This is a genomic window from Pseudomonas sp. P9_31, from assembly GCF_034008235.1.
In the GTDB taxonomy this organism is placed as follows: domain Bacteria; phylum Pseudomonadota; class Gammaproteobacteria; order Pseudomonadales; family Pseudomonadaceae; genus Aquipseudomonas.
Genome location: NZ_CP125375.1, coordinates 5,165,749 through 5,180,121 on the forward strand (window position 1 = coordinate 5,165,749; position 14,373 = coordinate 5,180,121).

The 14,373-nt window shown below is 58.3% G+C and carries 16 protein-coding genes; 6 read left to right on the plus strand and 10 right to left on the minus strand.

Going from position 1 to position 14,373, the window contains the following annotated elements:
- Nucleotides 1–115: 115 nt before the first annotated feature.
- The gene (locus QMK51_RS23410) at nt 116–397 is read right to left on the minus strand and encodes an HU family DNA-binding protein (RefSeq protein WP_258697439.1); all 282 of its coding nucleotides are present in this window, start codon (nt 395–397) and stop codon (nt 116–118) included.
- 507 nt (nt 398–904) lie between these two features.
- On the opposite strand from QMK51_RS23410, the gene yejK reads away from it, so the two are divergent.
- Together yejK and QMK51_RS23420 are read left to right on the plus strand one after the other, a co-directional pair.
- Nucleotides 905–1,909, plus strand: a complete 1,005-nt coding sequence (yejK, locus tag QMK51_RS23415; protein WP_258697440.1) for a nucleoid-associated protein YejK — start codon at nt 905–907, stop codon at nt 1,907–1,909.
- Nucleotides 1,909–2,259 (plus strand): glutaredoxin family protein, encoded by a 351-nt coding sequence (locus QMK51_RS23420; protein WP_253418991.1) that lies wholly within the window; start codon nt 1,909–1,911, stop codon nt 2,257–2,259. The genes yejK and QMK51_RS23420 overlap by 1 nt, the downstream gene beginning before the upstream one ends.
- A 150-nt stretch (nt 2,260–2,409) precedes the next feature.
- Here QMK51_RS23420 and QMK51_RS23425 read toward each other — a convergent pair whose 3' ends face one another.
- From QMK51_RS23425 to QMK51_RS23445, 5 genes are all read right to left on the minus strand, one after another.
- On the minus strand, nt 2,410–3,345 hold the full coding sequence (locus QMK51_RS23425) for a glutathione S-transferase family protein (RefSeq protein WP_258697442.1): 936 nt from the start codon (nt 3,343–3,345) through the stop codon (nt 2,410–2,412).
- An 88-nt stretch (nt 3,346–3,433) separates the two neighbouring features.
- Nucleotides 3,434–3,754 carry a GIY-YIG nuclease family protein gene (locus QMK51_RS23430; protein WP_019647746.1) on the minus strand — a complete coding sequence of 107 codons (321 nt, stop codon included), beginning with the start codon at nt 3,752–3,754 and terminating at the stop codon, nt 3,434–3,436.
- A gap of 40 nt (nt 3,755–3,794) precedes the next feature.
- Nucleotides 3,795–4,265: a nuclear transport factor 2 family protein gene (locus QMK51_RS23435; RefSeq protein WP_320392155.1), complete on the minus strand. Its 471-nt coding sequence runs from the start codon at nt 4,263–4,265 to the stop codon at nt 3,795–3,797.
- Between the two features lie 127 nt (nt 4,266–4,392).
- Nucleotides 4,393–5,709 carry a CynX/NimT family MFS transporter gene (locus QMK51_RS23440; RefSeq protein ID WP_320392156.1) on the minus strand — a complete coding sequence of 439 codons (1,317 nt, stop codon included), beginning with the start codon at nt 5,707–5,709 and terminating at the stop codon, nt 4,393–4,395.
- Nucleotides 5,699–6,358, minus strand: coding sequence for a FadR/GntR family transcriptional regulator (locus QMK51_RS23445; RefSeq protein ID WP_320392157.1), 660 nt, complete (start codon nt 6,356–6,358; stop codon nt 5,699–5,701). The genes QMK51_RS23440 and QMK51_RS23445 overlap by 11 nt, the downstream gene beginning before the upstream one ends.
- A gap of 165 nt (nt 6,359–6,523) precedes the next feature.
- Between QMK51_RS23445 and QMK51_RS23450 the strand changes: the two genes are divergently transcribed.
- Together QMK51_RS23450 and QMK51_RS23455 are read left to right on the plus strand one after the other, a co-directional pair.
- On the plus strand, nt 6,524–6,835 hold the full coding sequence (locus tag QMK51_RS23450; protein ID WP_258697447.1) for a type II toxin-antitoxin system MqsR family toxin: 312 nt from the start codon (nt 6,524–6,526) through the stop codon (nt 6,833–6,835).
- Nucleotides 6,832–7,320, plus strand: coding sequence for a type II toxin-antitoxin system MqsA family antitoxin (locus QMK51_RS23455; RefSeq protein ID WP_258697448.1), 489 nt, complete (start codon nt 6,832–6,834; stop codon nt 7,318–7,320). The genes QMK51_RS23450 and QMK51_RS23455 overlap by 4 nt, the downstream gene beginning before the upstream one ends.
- 57 nt (nt 7,321–7,377) lie before the next feature.
- Here the strand turns inward: QMK51_RS23455 and QMK51_RS23460 are convergent, their stop codons facing one another.
- The 4 genes from QMK51_RS23460 to QMK51_RS23475 form a co-directional block, all read right to left on the minus strand.
- The gene (locus QMK51_RS23460; protein ID WP_258697449.1) at nt 7,378–8,142 is read right to left on the minus strand and encodes an amino acid ABC transporter ATP-binding protein; all 765 of its coding nucleotides are present in this window, start codon (nt 8,140–8,142) and stop codon (nt 7,378–7,380) included.
- A gap of 28 nt (nt 8,143–8,170) precedes the next feature.
- Complete coding sequence (locus tag QMK51_RS23465; RefSeq protein ID WP_320392158.1) at nt 8,171–9,268, minus strand: amino acid ABC transporter permease; 1,098 nt, start codon at nt 9,266–9,268, stop codon at nt 8,171–8,173.
- 10 nt (nt 9,269–9,278) lie between these two features.
- Nucleotides 9,279–10,460: an amino acid ABC transporter permease gene (locus tag QMK51_RS23470; RefSeq protein WP_320392159.1), complete on the minus strand. Its 1,182-nt coding sequence runs from the start codon at nt 10,458–10,460 to the stop codon at nt 9,279–9,281.
- 65 nt (nt 10,461–10,525) lie between these two features.
- On the minus strand, nt 10,526–11,557 hold the full coding sequence (locus tag QMK51_RS23475; RefSeq protein ID WP_320392160.1) for an amino acid ABC transporter substrate-binding protein: 1,032 nt from the start codon (nt 11,555–11,557) through the stop codon (nt 10,526–10,528).
- Nucleotides 11,558–12,026: 469 nt separating this feature from the next.
- On the opposite strand from QMK51_RS23475, the gene QMK51_RS23480 reads away from it, so the two are divergent.
- Entirely contained in the window at nt 12,027–12,683 is a 657-nt protein-coding gene (locus tag QMK51_RS23480) for an alpha/beta hydrolase (protein ID WP_320392161.1), read from the plus strand.
- Between the two features lie 98 nt (nt 12,684–12,781).
- A complete protein-coding gene (gene rhlB / locus QMK51_RS23485; protein ID WP_258697453.1) occupies nt 12,782–14,269 on the plus strand; it encodes an ATP-dependent RNA helicase RhlB in 1,488 nt (495 codons plus the stop codon).
- Nucleotides 14,270–14,373: the final 104 nt, after the last annotated feature.

Sequence of the window (14,373 nt, forward strand, 5' to 3'; positions counted from 1 at the left end):
CTGACAAGCCAAATGTCTGAGCGCCGCTCCCACAAGGATCAGTGGTGTTTGAAGAATTTATGGCACAAAAAAACCGTGCCCGGATTGCTCCGGAGCACGGTTTTTTTAACAAATCTTACTTGTTAACAGCGTCGGTCAGGCCTTTGGCCACAACCAGCTTGATAACATTCTTGGCCGGGATTTCGATGGCTGCGCCAGTCGAAGGGTTACGGCCAGTGCGGGCAGGACGCGAGGTCACTTTCAGCTTGCCGATACCTGGCAGAGTGATTTCGCCGCCGTTTTCCAGCTGATCGGCAACGATTTGGCCCAGTTGGTCCAGAGCGTTACGCGCGGTGGTTTTTGGCGCGTCGATAGCTTCAGCGATGTCGGCGATCAGTTGGTCTTTAGTAAGAGCCATGTAGTGTTCCTTCCCTATCAAATTCATATGGATTGCAGAGTGCAGTGTCAGCCATCGAGCCCGATCTTCTGGATCTGGCACCCTCGGGCATAACCACGAAGAGTCGGGGTTATAGATACCGAAATCAGGGTTTGGTTCGACCTGACAAATGCTGAATGCACGCTTAACGCAGTGACTTCGCGTAAGACCGGGCAAAACTAGCACAGAGACGGGGAAATATCCGCTTCTTGCTAGCCATTTGGTCAGCTTTATTGCTCTAAAACAGGAAAAAACTGCATAAGGACCGCCGCGCGCCCCGGATTTGCCCTTCACCCTCCCCGCAGGAGCTGCCGAAGGCTGCGATCTTTTGATCTTGTTTTTAAAATCAAAGTCAAAGGATCGCAGCCTTCGGCAGCTCCTACGGGGACACGCTACGGCGTGGTTACAGCGCCAAAACCAGAGATTGCGGTACACTGGGCGCTTTTTCGGGGGAGCACGCCCTCCTCTCTTCAACCAGCCGAGAAGCCCATGCCGATCCGTCATTGCATCGTCCACCTGATCGACAAAAAACCCGACGGCACACCCGCAGTTCTTCACGCACGCGACTCTGAACTGGCTGAATCCGCGGCCATCGAGAACATGCTCGCCGACCTGAACGAAAGCTATAACGCCAAACAGGGCAAAGCCTGGGGACTGTTCCATCCAGAGTCCGGCGCGTTTCCGTTCAGCGGCTGGCTGAAAGAGTACCTCGATGGCGGTAAGGATTTCACGGCCTTCAGCCGTGTTGCGGTAGAACATCTGCAAAAGCTGATGGAAGAATCCAACCTCTCGGTCGGTGGTCATGTGCTGTTCGCGCATTACCAGCAAGGCATGACCGATTACCTGGCCATCGCCCTGCTGCACCACAGCGAAGGCGTGGCCGTGACCGATCAACTGGACGTGACCCCGTCCCGGCACCTGGATCTGGGCCAACTGCACCTGGCAGCGCGGATCAACGTCTCCGAGTGGCAGAATAACAAGCAGTCCAAGCAATACATCTCGTTCATCAAAGGCAAGAACGGCAAGAAGGTTTCGGAGTACTTCCGCGACTTCATCGGCTGCCAGGAAGGCGTCGACGGCCCCGGCGAAACCCGCACCCTGCTCAAGGCCTTCAGTGACTTCGTCGAAAGCGAAGACCTGCCGGAAGAGTCTGCCCGCGAAAAGACCAAGACCCTGGTGGATTACGCCAGCAGTCAGGCCAAACTCGGCGAACCGATGGGCCTGGAAGAACTCTCGGAGCTGATCGACGAAGAACGCCCGAAGGCGTTCTACGATCACATCCGCAACAAGGATTACGGCCTGTCTCCCGAGATTCCGGCGGATAAGCGCACCCTGAACCAGTTCCGCCGCTTCACCGGCCGCGCCGAGGGCTTGTCCATCAGCTTCGAAGCGCACCTGCTCGGCTCGAAGATCGAATATGACGAAGAAGCCGGCACGCTGATCATCAAGGGCCTGCCGACCCAATTGACCGACCAGCTCAAGCGACGCAACTGATGCTCGGCGGCGTGTTGAAGAAATGCCTGCTGATCCTGCTGGTGGTCGTTGTTTACCAGAACTGGGGAAAGATCGAGCGGGTGCTTCACCCCTCCCAAGTGGTGTCCGAGCAGACCCAGGCCAAGGCCAACGTCGTGCTCTATGCCACCGATTGGTGCGGCTACTGCAAGCTGACCCGGCGCTTTCTCGACCAGAAGGGCATTCCGTACAAGGAATTCGATATCGAGAAGGATGCCGTGGCGCGCAAAGCTTATGAGGCGCTGGGGGGACGCGGGATTCCGTTGATCGATGTGAATGGAACGTTGATCCGCGGGTATGACCCGGACCAGGTTCTCGCTGCGTTGAAATAACCATCAGCTTCACACAATCCTTGTGGCGAGGGAGCTTGCTCCCGCTTGAGTGCGCAGCGCTCACAAGATAGTTGGGCCTGCTACGCAGCCCAGCGGGAGCAAGCTCCCTCGCCACAGGTCGAAACAAACCCAATCATCCACGATGTCAGGTTACTGCGCGTCGATGCGAAACCCGAACCGCGGAAAGTGCACATGCACGACGCCGGCCCGTTCGTCTTCACGACGCAGAATCAATTCTTCGCTGCCCGCAAACAGCAATTCACCCGCCACCGGATCAACCCCGTAATCGGTCGCTGCAATCACCACCTGCTGGCCGACCTCGAATCCGTTCGGCTCATCAAACTGCTCATCTGGTAACGCGGCCGGCGTGGCATTGCGGGCAATCTCTAGCGCTTGCTCGGCCGTCATCTCGCTGAACGCGCCATGACCAAAGCCCATCACACGGCCAAACCATGCCGAAACGGCCGGATAAGCCTCCACCAACGGTGACGTCACGTGCGTCGCCTTGAGGAACCACAGCGAGTGAGCCAAGGCGAAGTCGGCAATCGATGGCTCACCGAACAGGAAGTCCCCTTGTTCGCGCTGAAGCTGTTGCTCCAGACGCGCCATGATCGTTGGCCATTGATGCCGAGCCTGTTCGGCAGACGGCCGTATGGCGCTGCCACCGCTGAACAAGCCGGCGCGATCGGCCAGGAATGCCTTGATCGCTTCCGGCGATAATTTGCCGAAGCGCACCGCCACCGACTCTGGCTGGAATACCAGGCTGACCGCATGCTGGAACACCACCGAATCGGCCCACGCGGCGAAGGTCGCCGTGACCATTTCCTGGCCTTCCGGGAAAAACGCCGGTGAAGCCTTTTCCTGCTCCAGACGACGAGCGATCAACGCGGTGTCGCAATAGACATCAGCACCGATCTGCAAGACCGGCGTCTTGCGGTAGCCGCCGGTCAGGGCCGTCAGATCGGGTTTGGGCATCACCGGCGAGATCATCACAGAACGCCAGGACAGCCCCTTGAAGCCCAGCAGCAAGCGGGCTTTTTCAGCGAAAGGGGACGTCGGGTAATGATGCAGAATCAACTCGGACATGCTCGGCTCCGCCGCTCGGATAAGGAACCCGCAGCTTAGCGCGCAATCGGCAAGCAGCCTACCCATCTGCCTGATGGGCGCTTATCAGTCAGATTGATAAGCCCGCAGCCGCGCTCGCCACCAGACATTCCTTGGCGCTTTTCTTGAGTTTTTTGATCAAGCGTTCCTGGCGCAGTGCTTCGCTTTTATCGCGGCAGGCTTCGGTGTAGACCAATGCCACGGCCGGACTGGACAGGAAGAAGCGCGCGCCTTTGCCACTTTGGTGGGTGGCGAAACGGCGGACGGGATCGTCGCTGATCCCGCAATAGAGCGAACCGTTGGCCGCGCGAACGAGGTAGACGAACCAGGGTTTGCTGACGGGCACCGATGGTTCGGCGGCAATGACGGAAGATTCGCTCGAGGTGCTCACGTGACGATCAAGGCTTGAAAGGAAACAAGCCGCGATCTTATCAGCGACTGGCCTGGAATGCCTTCAACCCCTTCAAGGCCTGGGCCCGAACGGCGTTTCTCACCGCCGGGGTCCAGCCCAACAACAGCCCTTTGAAACCCAGCGCCTGACGGGACCAGCGCCACAGATCAAAACTGTCGTGGTGCTCACAGATTTTGCCGTCGCGAAACACGAAACGCGCCTGAATGTCGTTGACCACTATATTGCCGGTCTGGCTGAACAGGTACGTCGCCACCCAATGGGCACCGCCGGTGCGCTCATCGCTGCGCACGTTATCGAAGGTCAGGGAGAAATCCTTGGCCCGGGTGGTGAGCATGCGCCACATGTCGCCGGCATCGCGCCCGCGCAGTTCGCCGAACGCCGGATCACTGAACACCACGTCGTCGGTGTAGCAGGCGCTCATGGCTTCGGCATCCAGTCGCTGGAAAGCTTGGTAGAAGCGGGTGATCAAGGCGTTGTGGGCATCACTCATGGACAGGCTCCCTCTGGATGTGCAAATAGATGCGCAAAATGGCTACGAAAGATTGCCTGCACGATAGTCAACAAATGCGCGGAACACTATCGGCATTCGTGGCCCGAATACCGACAGTGCGCCAGTGTCAGACTTTCTCGCTTTGAACCTGAACGTATAGCGAACGCCCGGCACCGAGTCCGGCGATGATCGCGCCGAGGCCGATCACGCCGAAAATCCAGCCCAAGGCGCTCCAGCCGCCGGTCCAGTCATGCACCACACCGACCGCGAACGGGCCCATGGACGCCAGGGTGTATCCGAAGCCCTGGGCCATGCTCGACAGGTTGGCCGCGACATGAGCATCGCGCGAGCGCAGCACGATCAGGGTCAAGGCCAGGCTGAACGTAGCGCCCTGCCCCAACCCCAGCAGGATCGCCCAACCCCACAGGCCATCGATCGGTGCATAGAGGCAACCGAACAATCCGCCGAGCGTCATTGCCATCACGATCACGATCGCCAGTCGCTGATCCTTGCCACGGGTCGCCAGCCATGGCGCTGCCAGCGAGCTGATCAACTGGACAATCACCGAGCCCGAGAGCACCAGACCGGCCTGCGTCGGTGTCAGCCCCCGCCCGATCAGGATCGACGGTAGCCAACCGAACACGATGTAGGCCAAAGACGATTGCAGGCCCATGTACAAGGTCACTTGCCAGGCCAGCGGATCACGCAACAGGCCTCGGACTCGATAGGCAACGTGATGCGCGCCGTGTTTCTGACCGACTTGCGGCAGCCAGAAAATCGCCGCGACCAGCGCTGGAACCACCCAGAAGCCAAGACCCAGGGCCCAGCTTTTGTCGAAATGTTCGCTCAACGGCACGGTTGCGCCAGCCGCCATGGCCGCGCCCAGGCACAGCGCCATGGTGTAGACGCCGGTCATGGTCCCGGCCTGTTTCGGGAAGTCGCGTTTGACGATACCGGGCAACAATACGCCGATCACCCCGATGCTGGCGCCGGCCAGCACGCTACCGGCGAACAGGCCGACCTCGCCGAACGAACTGCGCAAAATGATCCCGCCGGCCAGCATCAGAAGAATCCCCAACACCACCCGTTCGGCACCAAAACGGCGCGCCAGCACCGGCGCCAACGGCGCGAACAGACCGAGGCAAAGCACTGGCAAGGTTGTCAGCAAACCGGCCTGGGCCGCCGATAACTCCAGCGTCTTCGAGACCTCGCTGAGCATCGGCGCCATGCTCGACAGCGCCGGTCGCAGGTTCAGCGCCACCAGAATCAGGCCCAGCAGCAACAGCCACGACCGCCGCAGGAACCGGTGACTTTGCTGAACCTCTTCGTCATCGGCCTCGGCGTCGATCAACAGCTCTTCGAGCTCCGCCGTACGCTTGAGCTCAGTGATGCGGTTGTGGCTGGCCTGCTGACTGGACATCGGGTTCTCGGTTTCAAGGTTCATTGATCAACTGCCTCGTCAGGGCTTTGGCCCGCTCCGGGTCGCGTTGTTCCACAGCATTGAGCAGTTCGATATGCAGGTCGAACACCGCTTGGCGGCGGGGAGTGACGTTCAGGGTCTGACGCAACTGCGCGCCCACGATGCTGGAGAAGTAGCGATACAGCTCGCTGAGGGTCGGGTTATGCGCCGCGTCCACCAGACGGCGGTGGAACACCAGATCGCAAGCAATGTAGGTGTCCAGATCGCCATGGTAGTGACTGCCGCTGACGCCTAGCGCTTCGCGCAATGCCACCAGGTCTTCATCGGTGCGACGTAACGCCGCGAGGCCGATGGCTTCGACTTCCAGAATGTGCCGGGTTTCCCGAGCCTGTTCCTGAGAGCAACGGGACAGCGCCTTCAGGGTGTCCAGCGGATCGACCACCGCTCGCAGATAACTGCCGTCGCCCTGACGAATCTCGATCAACCCGGAAAACGCCAACACACGCATGGCTTCACGCACGGTGTTGCGGCTGATGCCCAGCTCAGTCGCCAGTTCCGGCTCGGTGGGCAAACGCTGGCCGACCGTCCAGACACCTTGATTGATGCGCAGGCGTAGCTGGTCCAGGGCCTGATCGACCAAGGATCGTTTAATTAATGGAGAAATGTCTGACATGGAATTCGCCCTTTCATCCAATCATAGGATGAATTTTCTGACATGTTAGTCAGCTTCGTCCGAAAGGACAACCGCCTAGGGTTAGAAGGCAGGAAACGAAGCGGGATTTTCGATTGTTGAAATTACCCTTTAAGGGTAATTTTCATCTCAGAGTTGAAGTGTTTTATGGAAAAGAACACACCTCACTACGACTTGGCGGTGGTCAAGGCGGAGGTTGCCAGGATGGGGGTCCACGCTTTTACTAACAAAGCGTTGGAGACAGGCCGGAGCATGGGACTCACTTACCAGAGCATGCAAAAGGTCATTTATGCATTGGAGAGAAGGATGCTCTACAAATCCATGACCACTTATTTGGATCACCGAACCTGGCAGGACGTCTACCACACGCAACTTAATGATCAGGAGATTTACATTAAAGTGACCTATTGCCCTGGCGGTGGCGCCCCAGTGATCTCCTTTAAGGAGAAAAACCAATGAACATACGGCAATGCATGAGCTGTGGCGCCCACGACGGCATGCATCACTTCGTCGATCGCAGTCTCACCGTCAATTACAAACAAATGTCGCGACTGGTGCCTGATCTTGCTGGGTGGGAGTGCAAGGTGTGCGGTGAAATCATCTTCGATGACACCACAGACAGCGCCCAGCGATATGTCGATACAGGCGACAAGCTGCTGGAAGACTGCTTTCAAATCATGGGGTCCGAGATAAAACGTATCCGCCGCAAATTGCACCTCACACAGAAAGAAGCGGTGAAGCTACTCTCCGGTGGTGGGCACAATGCTTTTTCCCGCTATGAGCGCGGCGAGTTAGCCCCGCCTCAGCCGCTGTTTACGCTGATGCGCTTGCTTGACCGTCACCCACACCTGATGGCCGAGGTGCACGCGCTCAGCGAGGGCGCCGATTTAAAGCAGCTGTTGGCGACACGTTATCCAGAACAAGAAACCGTCCTGACGCAATAACCCAGACAAAAATAAACCCGGAACATAGTCCGGGTTTATTTCACTGCCTGGCGCCAATCAATGCAGAATCTGGCTCAAGAACAGCTTCGTACGCTCGTTCTGCGGGTTGTCGAAGAAGTCGTTCGGCGCGGCCTGTTCGACGATCTCACCCTTGTCCATGAAGATCACGCGGTTGGCCACGGTACGGGCGAAGCCCATTTCGTGGGTCACGCAGAGCATGGTCATGCCGTCTTCGGCCAGGCCGATCATGGTGTCCAGAACCTCTTTCACCATCTCCGGGTCGAGCGCCGAAGTCGGTTCGTCGAACAGCATGATTTTCGGTTTCATGCACAGGGCACGAGCAATGGCCACACGCTGTTGCTGACCACCCGACAGTTGCCCCGGGTATTTGTTCGCCTGCTCCGGAATGCGTACGCGTTCCAGGTAATGCATGGCGATTTCTTCGGCCTTGCGCTTGGGCATCTTGCGTACCCACATCGGCGCCAGGGTGCAGTTCTGCAGGATGGTCAGGTGCGGGAACAGGTTGAAGTGCTGGAACACCATGCCGACTTCACGGCGGATCGCTTCGATCTGCTTGAGGTCGTTGGTCAGCTCCACGCCATCGACCACGATGCGGCCCTGCTGGTGCTCTTCCAGACGGTTGAGGCAACGGATGGTGGTAGATTTGCCGGAACCCGACGGGCCGCACAAAACGATACGCTCGCCTTGCTTGACGTTCAGGTTGATGTCTTTCAACACGTGGAACTGGCCGTACCACTTGTTCACGCCCTGCATCTGAATAATGCCTTCGGGGCTCACTGTCTTTTTGATTGCTTCGCTCATCAGAGAACTTCCTAAATTAGGTACTGCTTTAGCGCTTGTGGCCAGTGTCCAGCTTGCGTTCCAAATGCATGGAATAGCGGGACATACCAAAACAGAAAATCCAGAACACCAGGGCCGCGAACACATAGCCTTCAGTGGCCATGCCCAGCCATTTCGGGTCGGCGGCGGCTTGCTTGACGCTGTTGAGCAGGTCGAACAGGCCGATGATGATCACCAGGCTCGTGTCCTTGAACAGCGCAATGAAGGTGTTGACGATGCCAGGGATCACCAGCTTCAGGGCTTGCGGCAGAATCACCAGGCCCATGCTGCGCCAGTAACCGAGGCCCATCGCCGCCGCCGCTTCGTACTGACCTTTGGGGATCGCTTGCAGACCGCCACGCACCACTTCAGCGATGTAGGCCGACTGGAACAGGATCACGCCGATCAGCGCCCGCAGCAGTTTGTCGAAGTTCATGCCTTCAGGCAGGAACAACGGCAACATCACCGAAGACATGAACAGCACCGTGATCAACGGCACGCCGCGCCAGAATTCGATGAAGGTCACGCAGACCACACGAATCGCCGGCATGTTCGAACGACGGCCCAAGGCCAGAACGATACCCAGCGGCAGTGCGCCGACGATACCGACGGTAGCAATTACCAGGGTCAGCATCAGGCCGCCCCACTGGCTGCTCGCCACGGTGCTCAGACCGAATAAGCCACCGTGCAGCAGAAAGTAGGCAATGATCGGATAGAGCACCAGAAAGCTCAGGCCGTAAACTGCCTTGCGTGGAACCCGTGCGATGAACAACGGTGCTACGCCAAGCACCGCCAGCCACACGGTCAGGTCCACGCGCCAGCGCAAGTCCGTCGGGTAGTAGCCATACATGAACTGACCGAAGCGCTGCTGGATGAACACCCAGCAGGCGCCCTCCTTGGTGCAATCGGCGCGGGTGGTACCGACCCAGTTGGCGTCGAGAATCGCCCAGCTCAAGATAGGGGGAACGATCAGGTAAATCAGATAGAACGCGAACAGCGTCAGCAGGGTGTTGATCCAGCTGGAGAACATGTGCGCCCGCATCCACGCCACGATACCGATGCTGCTGCTCGGTGGTGGCATGTCGGGTTTGAAAGTATGAGTGGTCATGCGCTCTTCCTTACCGCTCGATCAGCGCAATGCGCTTGTTGTACCAGTTCATCAGCAGGGAAATGCTGATACTGATCGCCAGGTACACGCTCATGGTGATGGCAATGACTTCGATCGCCTGCCCGGTCTGGTTCAGCACCGTACCGGCAAACAACGACACCATCTCCGGATAACCGATACCGGCCGCCAGCGAGGAGTTCTTCGCCAGGTTCAGGTATTGGCTGGTCAACGGCGGAATGATCACCCGCAGAGCTTGCGGGATGATCACCTTGCGCAGGGTCGGACCATTGCGCAAACCCAACGAGTGCGCCGCTTCGGTCTGGCCATGACTGACCGACTTGATGCCCGAACGCACGATCTCGGCGATGAACGCCGCGGTGTACACCGTCAGGGCCAGAGTCAATGCCAGCAGTTCCGGGATCAGCACCCAGCCACCCACGAAGTTGAAGCCTTGCAGCTTCGGCATTTCCCAGTGCACTGGCGCACCAAAGATCAATGCGCACAGCGCAGGGATCACCAGAAACAGCGCCAGCCCTGCCCAGAACTTGTGAAACGGTACGCCGGTCGCTTCGAAACGTTTGGTGGCCCAGCGGCTCATCAGCACGATCGCGACGATGGCCACGACGATGCTGACCACAAACGGCCAGAAACCGTCCGCCATCAATGCCGCCGGCATGTTAAGGCCACGGCTGCTGACGAAGAAGGTATCGCCGAAGTTATGGCTGTTGCGCGGTCCCGGCATGGTCAGGAACACCGCGAAGTACCAGAACAGGATTTGCAGCAGTGGCGGAATGTTACGGAAGACTTCCACGTAAACCGTCGCCAGCTTGCTGATGATCCAGTTCTTCGACAGCCGTGACACACCGACGATGAACCCGAGAATCGTCGCCAGGATCACGCCGATGAAGGTCACCAACAACGTGTTGAGCAAGCCGATGACAAACACCCGGGCATAGCTGTCCGATTCGGTGTAGTCGATCAGGTGTTGAGCGATGCCGAACCCGGCACTGCGCTCCAGAAAGCTGAAGCCGGAGGTAATGCCCCGGTGCTGAAGGTTGGTCTGGGTGTTATCGAACAGATACCAGCCCATCGAGACCACGGCGATAACCGTGATGATCTGAAACAGCCACGCACGCACTCGCGGATCGCTGAGACTGAGCCTCTGCTTTGGTGCGCCGATTGAATTTTGCATGAAGTGCCCCGGAAATAATGGAACAGAACATCACCCGGTGGTTGGCCCACCGGGTGATAGAACCATCAGCGCACTGGTGGTGCGTATTGAATGCCGCCGTTGGTCCACAGGGCGTTCAAGCCACGGTCGATTTCCAGCGCAGTACTCTTGCCGAGGTTTCTATCGAAGACTTCTCCGTAGTTACCGACTTGCTTGACGATTTTAACCACCCAGTCTTTCGGCAGTTTCAGATCCTTGCCGTATTCACCATCAGCGCCCAGCAGACGGGCGACGTCCGGGTTCTTGGTCGATTTGGCTTCAGCCTCGACGTTTTTCGAAGTGATACCGGCTTCTTCAGCGTTGAGCATGGCGTAGCCAGTCCAGCGCACGATGGCCAGCCACTCGTCGTCGCCGTTACGCACGACCGGGCCCAGAGGCTCTTTGGAAATGGTTTCCGGCAGAACGACATAATCTTTAGGCGAGGCCAGTTTGCTGCGCTGTGCATACAGCTGGGACTTGTCGGAAGTCAGCACGTCGCAACGACCGGATTCCAGCGACTTGGCGCTTTCATCGGAGGTGTCGAAGGTGATCGGGGTGTACTTCAGGCCATTGGCGCGGAAGTAGTCGGACACGTTCAGCTCGGTGGTGGTACCGGCTTGAATACAGATGGTCGCGCCATCCAGTTCCTTGGCACTTTTCACGCCCAGCTTGCTGTTGGCCAGGAAGCCTACGCCATCGTAATAGGTGATGAAGCCAGGAAACTTGAGGCCCATGCCCGCGTCACGGGAACTGGTCATGGTGGAGTTGCGCGACAGCATATCGATTTCGCCGGATTGCAGAGCGGTGAAACGCTCCTTGGCATTCAACTGGCTGAATTTGACCTTGGTCGCGTCACCGAATACTGCAGCAGCCACAGCGCGGCAGAAGTCAGCATCGATACCAACGATTTTGCCGGTAGAGTCCGGAACCGAGAAACCCGGCAGACCGTCGCTCACGCCACACTGAACGAAACCTTTCTTCTGCACTGCATCCAGGGTTGCACCCGCCTGAGCGAACCCACTGACACCGAGCACTGCGGCTGCAGTCACGATGGCCAGGGTGGATTTCAACATCTTCATTCAAACCTCCAGTTTTGCTCTTGTTGTGTCGGAGCTTGAGCCCTGTCGCACCCTTTTGAGGCGTTGTTGACCCGTGTTGGCTTTTTTTAGGGTCAACCGACGTAAGGACCGTCGCTATGAGTCTAGTAGGAGAAAATCCACATCATGGACAACTCACTTCTCACCAATCGGCCGAACGGGCTGTGGCCCTTTCACGTTCGCGAAGCCCGTAGCGGCCACTGGCGAACATCCATCACCGGATTCTTTGCTATCCCACGACCGGCAGTACACTGATAGTGTTACCGCCAAGCATGAGATTGGTGCACAGGTCTTCTCATAGCAAAGCCCGTACCAGACCTGTCGCTAAATCAATTCAGCGACAGGTCAACAGCAAAACTTTCAATCTTGCGACATATTCTTAACTGATCAACCCGTCACGCACTCAGATCTCGCACTTAAATGAGAGCGCACGCACACATATGGAGCACCCATGACCGAGCCCTTGATTCTTCAACCCGTGAACCCCGCAGACGCCTGCGTAATCTGGCTGCACGGGCTGGGCGCCGACCGCTACGATTTTTTGCCGGTAGCTGAAGCGCTACAGGAAAATCTGCTCACCACCCGCTTCGTCCTGCCCCAGGCACCGACTCGTGCGGTCACCATCAACGGTGGCTATGAGATGCCAAGCTGGTACGACATATTGGCCATGAGCCCGGCACGCGCGATCAGCCGCGAGCAGTTGGAGACGTCCGCGCAACGGGTCATTGACTTGATCGAAGAGCAGAAGAGCAGCGGAATAGACGCCTCGCGGATCTTTCTCGCCGGCTTTTCCCAAGGCGGCGCCGTGGTGTTGCATACGGCCTTTTTGAAATGGCAGGGACCATTGGGTGGCGTACTTGCCCTCTCGACTTATGCACCGACCTTCAGCGATGAACTCGAGCTTTGCGCCAGTCAGCAGCGCATTCCGGTGCTGTCATTGCACGGCCAGTACGATGAAGTGGTTTTGAACTCGATGGGACGGACCGCCTACGAGTATTTAAAGCAACGTGGTGTCACCGTGACATGGCAGGAATACCCAATGGGCCACGAAGTGTTACCCGAAGAAATTCGTGACATCGATGTCTGGCTCGCCGAACGCTTGCGTTAACGCTTTATGTGAAAAGCACACCCTTTGATCATCCCACTACGCCGCGCCCGATTCTTGCATTACACTGGCCGGCGTACATTCCTTAACCAATTGATGAGATGACCGTGCTCAAAGCACTCAAGAAAATGTTCGGTAAAAGCGAGGCTGAGCAGCTCGCGCCAGGCTCCAGCGCTCCTTCTCATACGCCCAGCCACCGCACCGACGGTAATCAGCCTGGCAGGACCGCAACCGTAGCGGCACCGAAGCACGAGCCGGTGACCACACCAACCGCCCCCTCTGCCCCGGCCATTTCCTCTGAACAGCCGCGCAGCGAAGCCCCGAAACCGGCAAAACCGCGTCGCGAACCGAAGCCAAAGGCACCGGTTATCCCGTGGAAACTCGAAGACTTCGTCGTCGAGCCCCAGGAAGGCAAAACCCGCTTCCACGATTTCAAGCTCGCCCCCGAACTGATGCACGCCATTCAGGACCTGGGCTTTCCGTATTGCACGCCGATCCAGGCACAGGTGCTTGGCTTCACCCTCGCGGGCAAAGACGCCATCGGTCGCGCCCAGACCGGCACTGGCAAAACCGCCGCCTTCCTGATTTCGATCATCACCCAGCTGCTGCAAACCCCGCCGCCCAAAGAGCGCTACATGGGTGAACCGCGGGCACTGATCATCGCCCCGACCCGGGAGCTGGTGGTGCAGATCGCCAAGGACGCAGCCGACCTGACCAAATACACCGGCCTCAACGTCATGACGTTTGTCGGCGGCATGGACTTCGACAAGCAACTCAAGCACCTCGAAGCCCGTCACTGCGACATCCTCGTGGCCACTCCGGGCCGCTTGCTCGACTTCAACCAGCGCGGCGACGTGCATCTGGACATGGTCGAAGTCATGGTGCTGGACGAAGCCGACCGGATGCTCGACATGGGTTTCATCCCGCAAGTGCGCCAGATCATTCGCCAGACCCCACCGAAGAACGAGCGTCAGACGCTGCTGTTCTCCGCGACCTTCACCGACGACGTGATGAACCTGGCCAAGCAATGGACCACCGACCCGTCGATCGTCGAGATCGAAGCGCAGAACGTGGCCAGCGAAAACGTCGAGCAACACATCTACGCGGTGGCCGGCGCCGACAAATACAAACTGCTCTATAACCTGGTCAACGATAACGGCTGGGAACGGGTGATGGTCTTTGCCAACCGCAAGGACGAAGTGCGGCGCATCGAAGAACGCCTGGTGCGCGATGGCGTCAATGCGGCGCAACTGTCTGGCGATGTGCCGCAGCACAAGCGCATCAAGACCCTGGAAGGTTTCCGCGAAGGCAAGATCCGCGTGCTGGTGGCCACCGATGTGGCCGGTCGCGGCATTCACATCGACGGCATCAGCCATGTGATCAACTTCACCCTGCCGGAAGTCCCGGACGACTACGTGCACCGCATCGGCCGTACCGGCCGTGCCGGCGCCGATGGTGTGTCCATCAGCTTTGCCGGTGAAGACGACTCCTACCAGCTACCGTCCATCGAGGCGTTGCTGGGTCGCAAGATCAGTTGTGAAACGCCACCGACGCATCTGTTGCGGGCGGTTGAGCGCAAGCGCCCGTAACCCGGGCCGCAGGACAAAAGGCGCAGCCGGAAACGGACTGCGCTTTTTTTTCGTCCGGTTTTTTCAACAGGAGCTTGCCCGAGACAACTAAAAGTCCATAATGG

What these genes read in the sequence shown, in the direction of transcription:
- QMK51_RS23435 (WP_320392155.1), bottom strand. Translation starts at nt 4,265, where the DNA reads ATGAGTGATGCCCACAACGCCTTGATCACCCGCTTCTACCAAGCTTTC.
- QMK51_RS23480 (WP_320392161.1), top strand. Translation starts at nt 12,027, where the DNA reads ATGACCGAGCCCTTGATTCTTCAACCCGTGAACCCCGCAGACGCCTGC.
- QMK51_RS23475 (WP_320392160.1), bottom strand. Translation starts at nt 11,557, where the DNA reads ATGAAGATGTTGAAATCCACCCTGGCCATCGTGACTGCAGCCGCAGTG.
- QMK51_RS23470 (WP_320392159.1), bottom strand. Translation starts at nt 10,460, where the DNA reads ATGCAAAATTCAATCGGCGCACCAAAGCAGAGGCTCAGTCTCAGCGAT.
- QMK51_RS23410 (WP_258697439.1), bottom strand. Translation starts at nt 397, where the DNA reads ATGGCTCTTACTAAAGACCAACTGATCGCCGACATCGCTGAAGCTATC.
- QMK51_RS23445 (WP_320392157.1), bottom strand. Translation starts at nt 6,358, where the DNA reads ATGTCAGACATTTCTCCATTAATTAAACGATCCTTGGTCGATCAGGCC.
- QMK51_RS23440 (WP_320392156.1), bottom strand. Translation starts at nt 5,709, where the DNA reads ATGAACCTTGAAACCGAGAACCCGATGTCCAGTCAGCAGGCCAGCCAC.
- QMK51_RS23465 (WP_320392158.1), bottom strand. Translation starts at nt 9,268, where the DNA reads ATGACCACTCATACTTTCAAACCCGACATGCCACCACCGAGCAGCAGC.
- yejK (WP_258697440.1), top strand. Translation starts at nt 905, where the DNA reads ATGCCGATCCGTCATTGCATCGTCCACCTGATCGACAAAAAACCCGAC.
- QMK51_RS23420 (WP_253418991.1), top strand. Translation starts at nt 1,909, where the DNA reads ATGCTCGGCGGCGTGTTGAAGAAATGCCTGCTGATCCTGCTGGTGGTC.
- QMK51_RS23450 (WP_258697447.1), top strand. Translation starts at nt 6,524, where the DNA reads ATGGAAAAGAACACACCTCACTACGACTTGGCGGTGGTCAAGGCGGAG.
- QMK51_RS23460 (WP_258697449.1), bottom strand. Translation starts at nt 8,142, where the DNA reads ATGAGCGAAGCAATCAAAAAGACAGTGAGCCCCGAAGGCATTATTCAG.
- QMK51_RS23455 (WP_258697448.1), top strand. Translation starts at nt 6,832, where the DNA reads ATGAACATACGGCAATGCATGAGCTGTGGCGCCCACGACGGCATGCAT.
- QMK51_RS23425 (WP_258697442.1), bottom strand. Translation starts at nt 3,345, where the DNA reads ATGTCCGAGTTGATTCTGCATCATTACCCGACGTCCCCTTTCGCTGAA.
- rhlB (WP_258697453.1), top strand. Translation starts at nt 12,782, where the DNA reads ATGACCGTGCTCAAAGCACTCAAGAAAATGTTCGGTAAAAGCGAGGCT.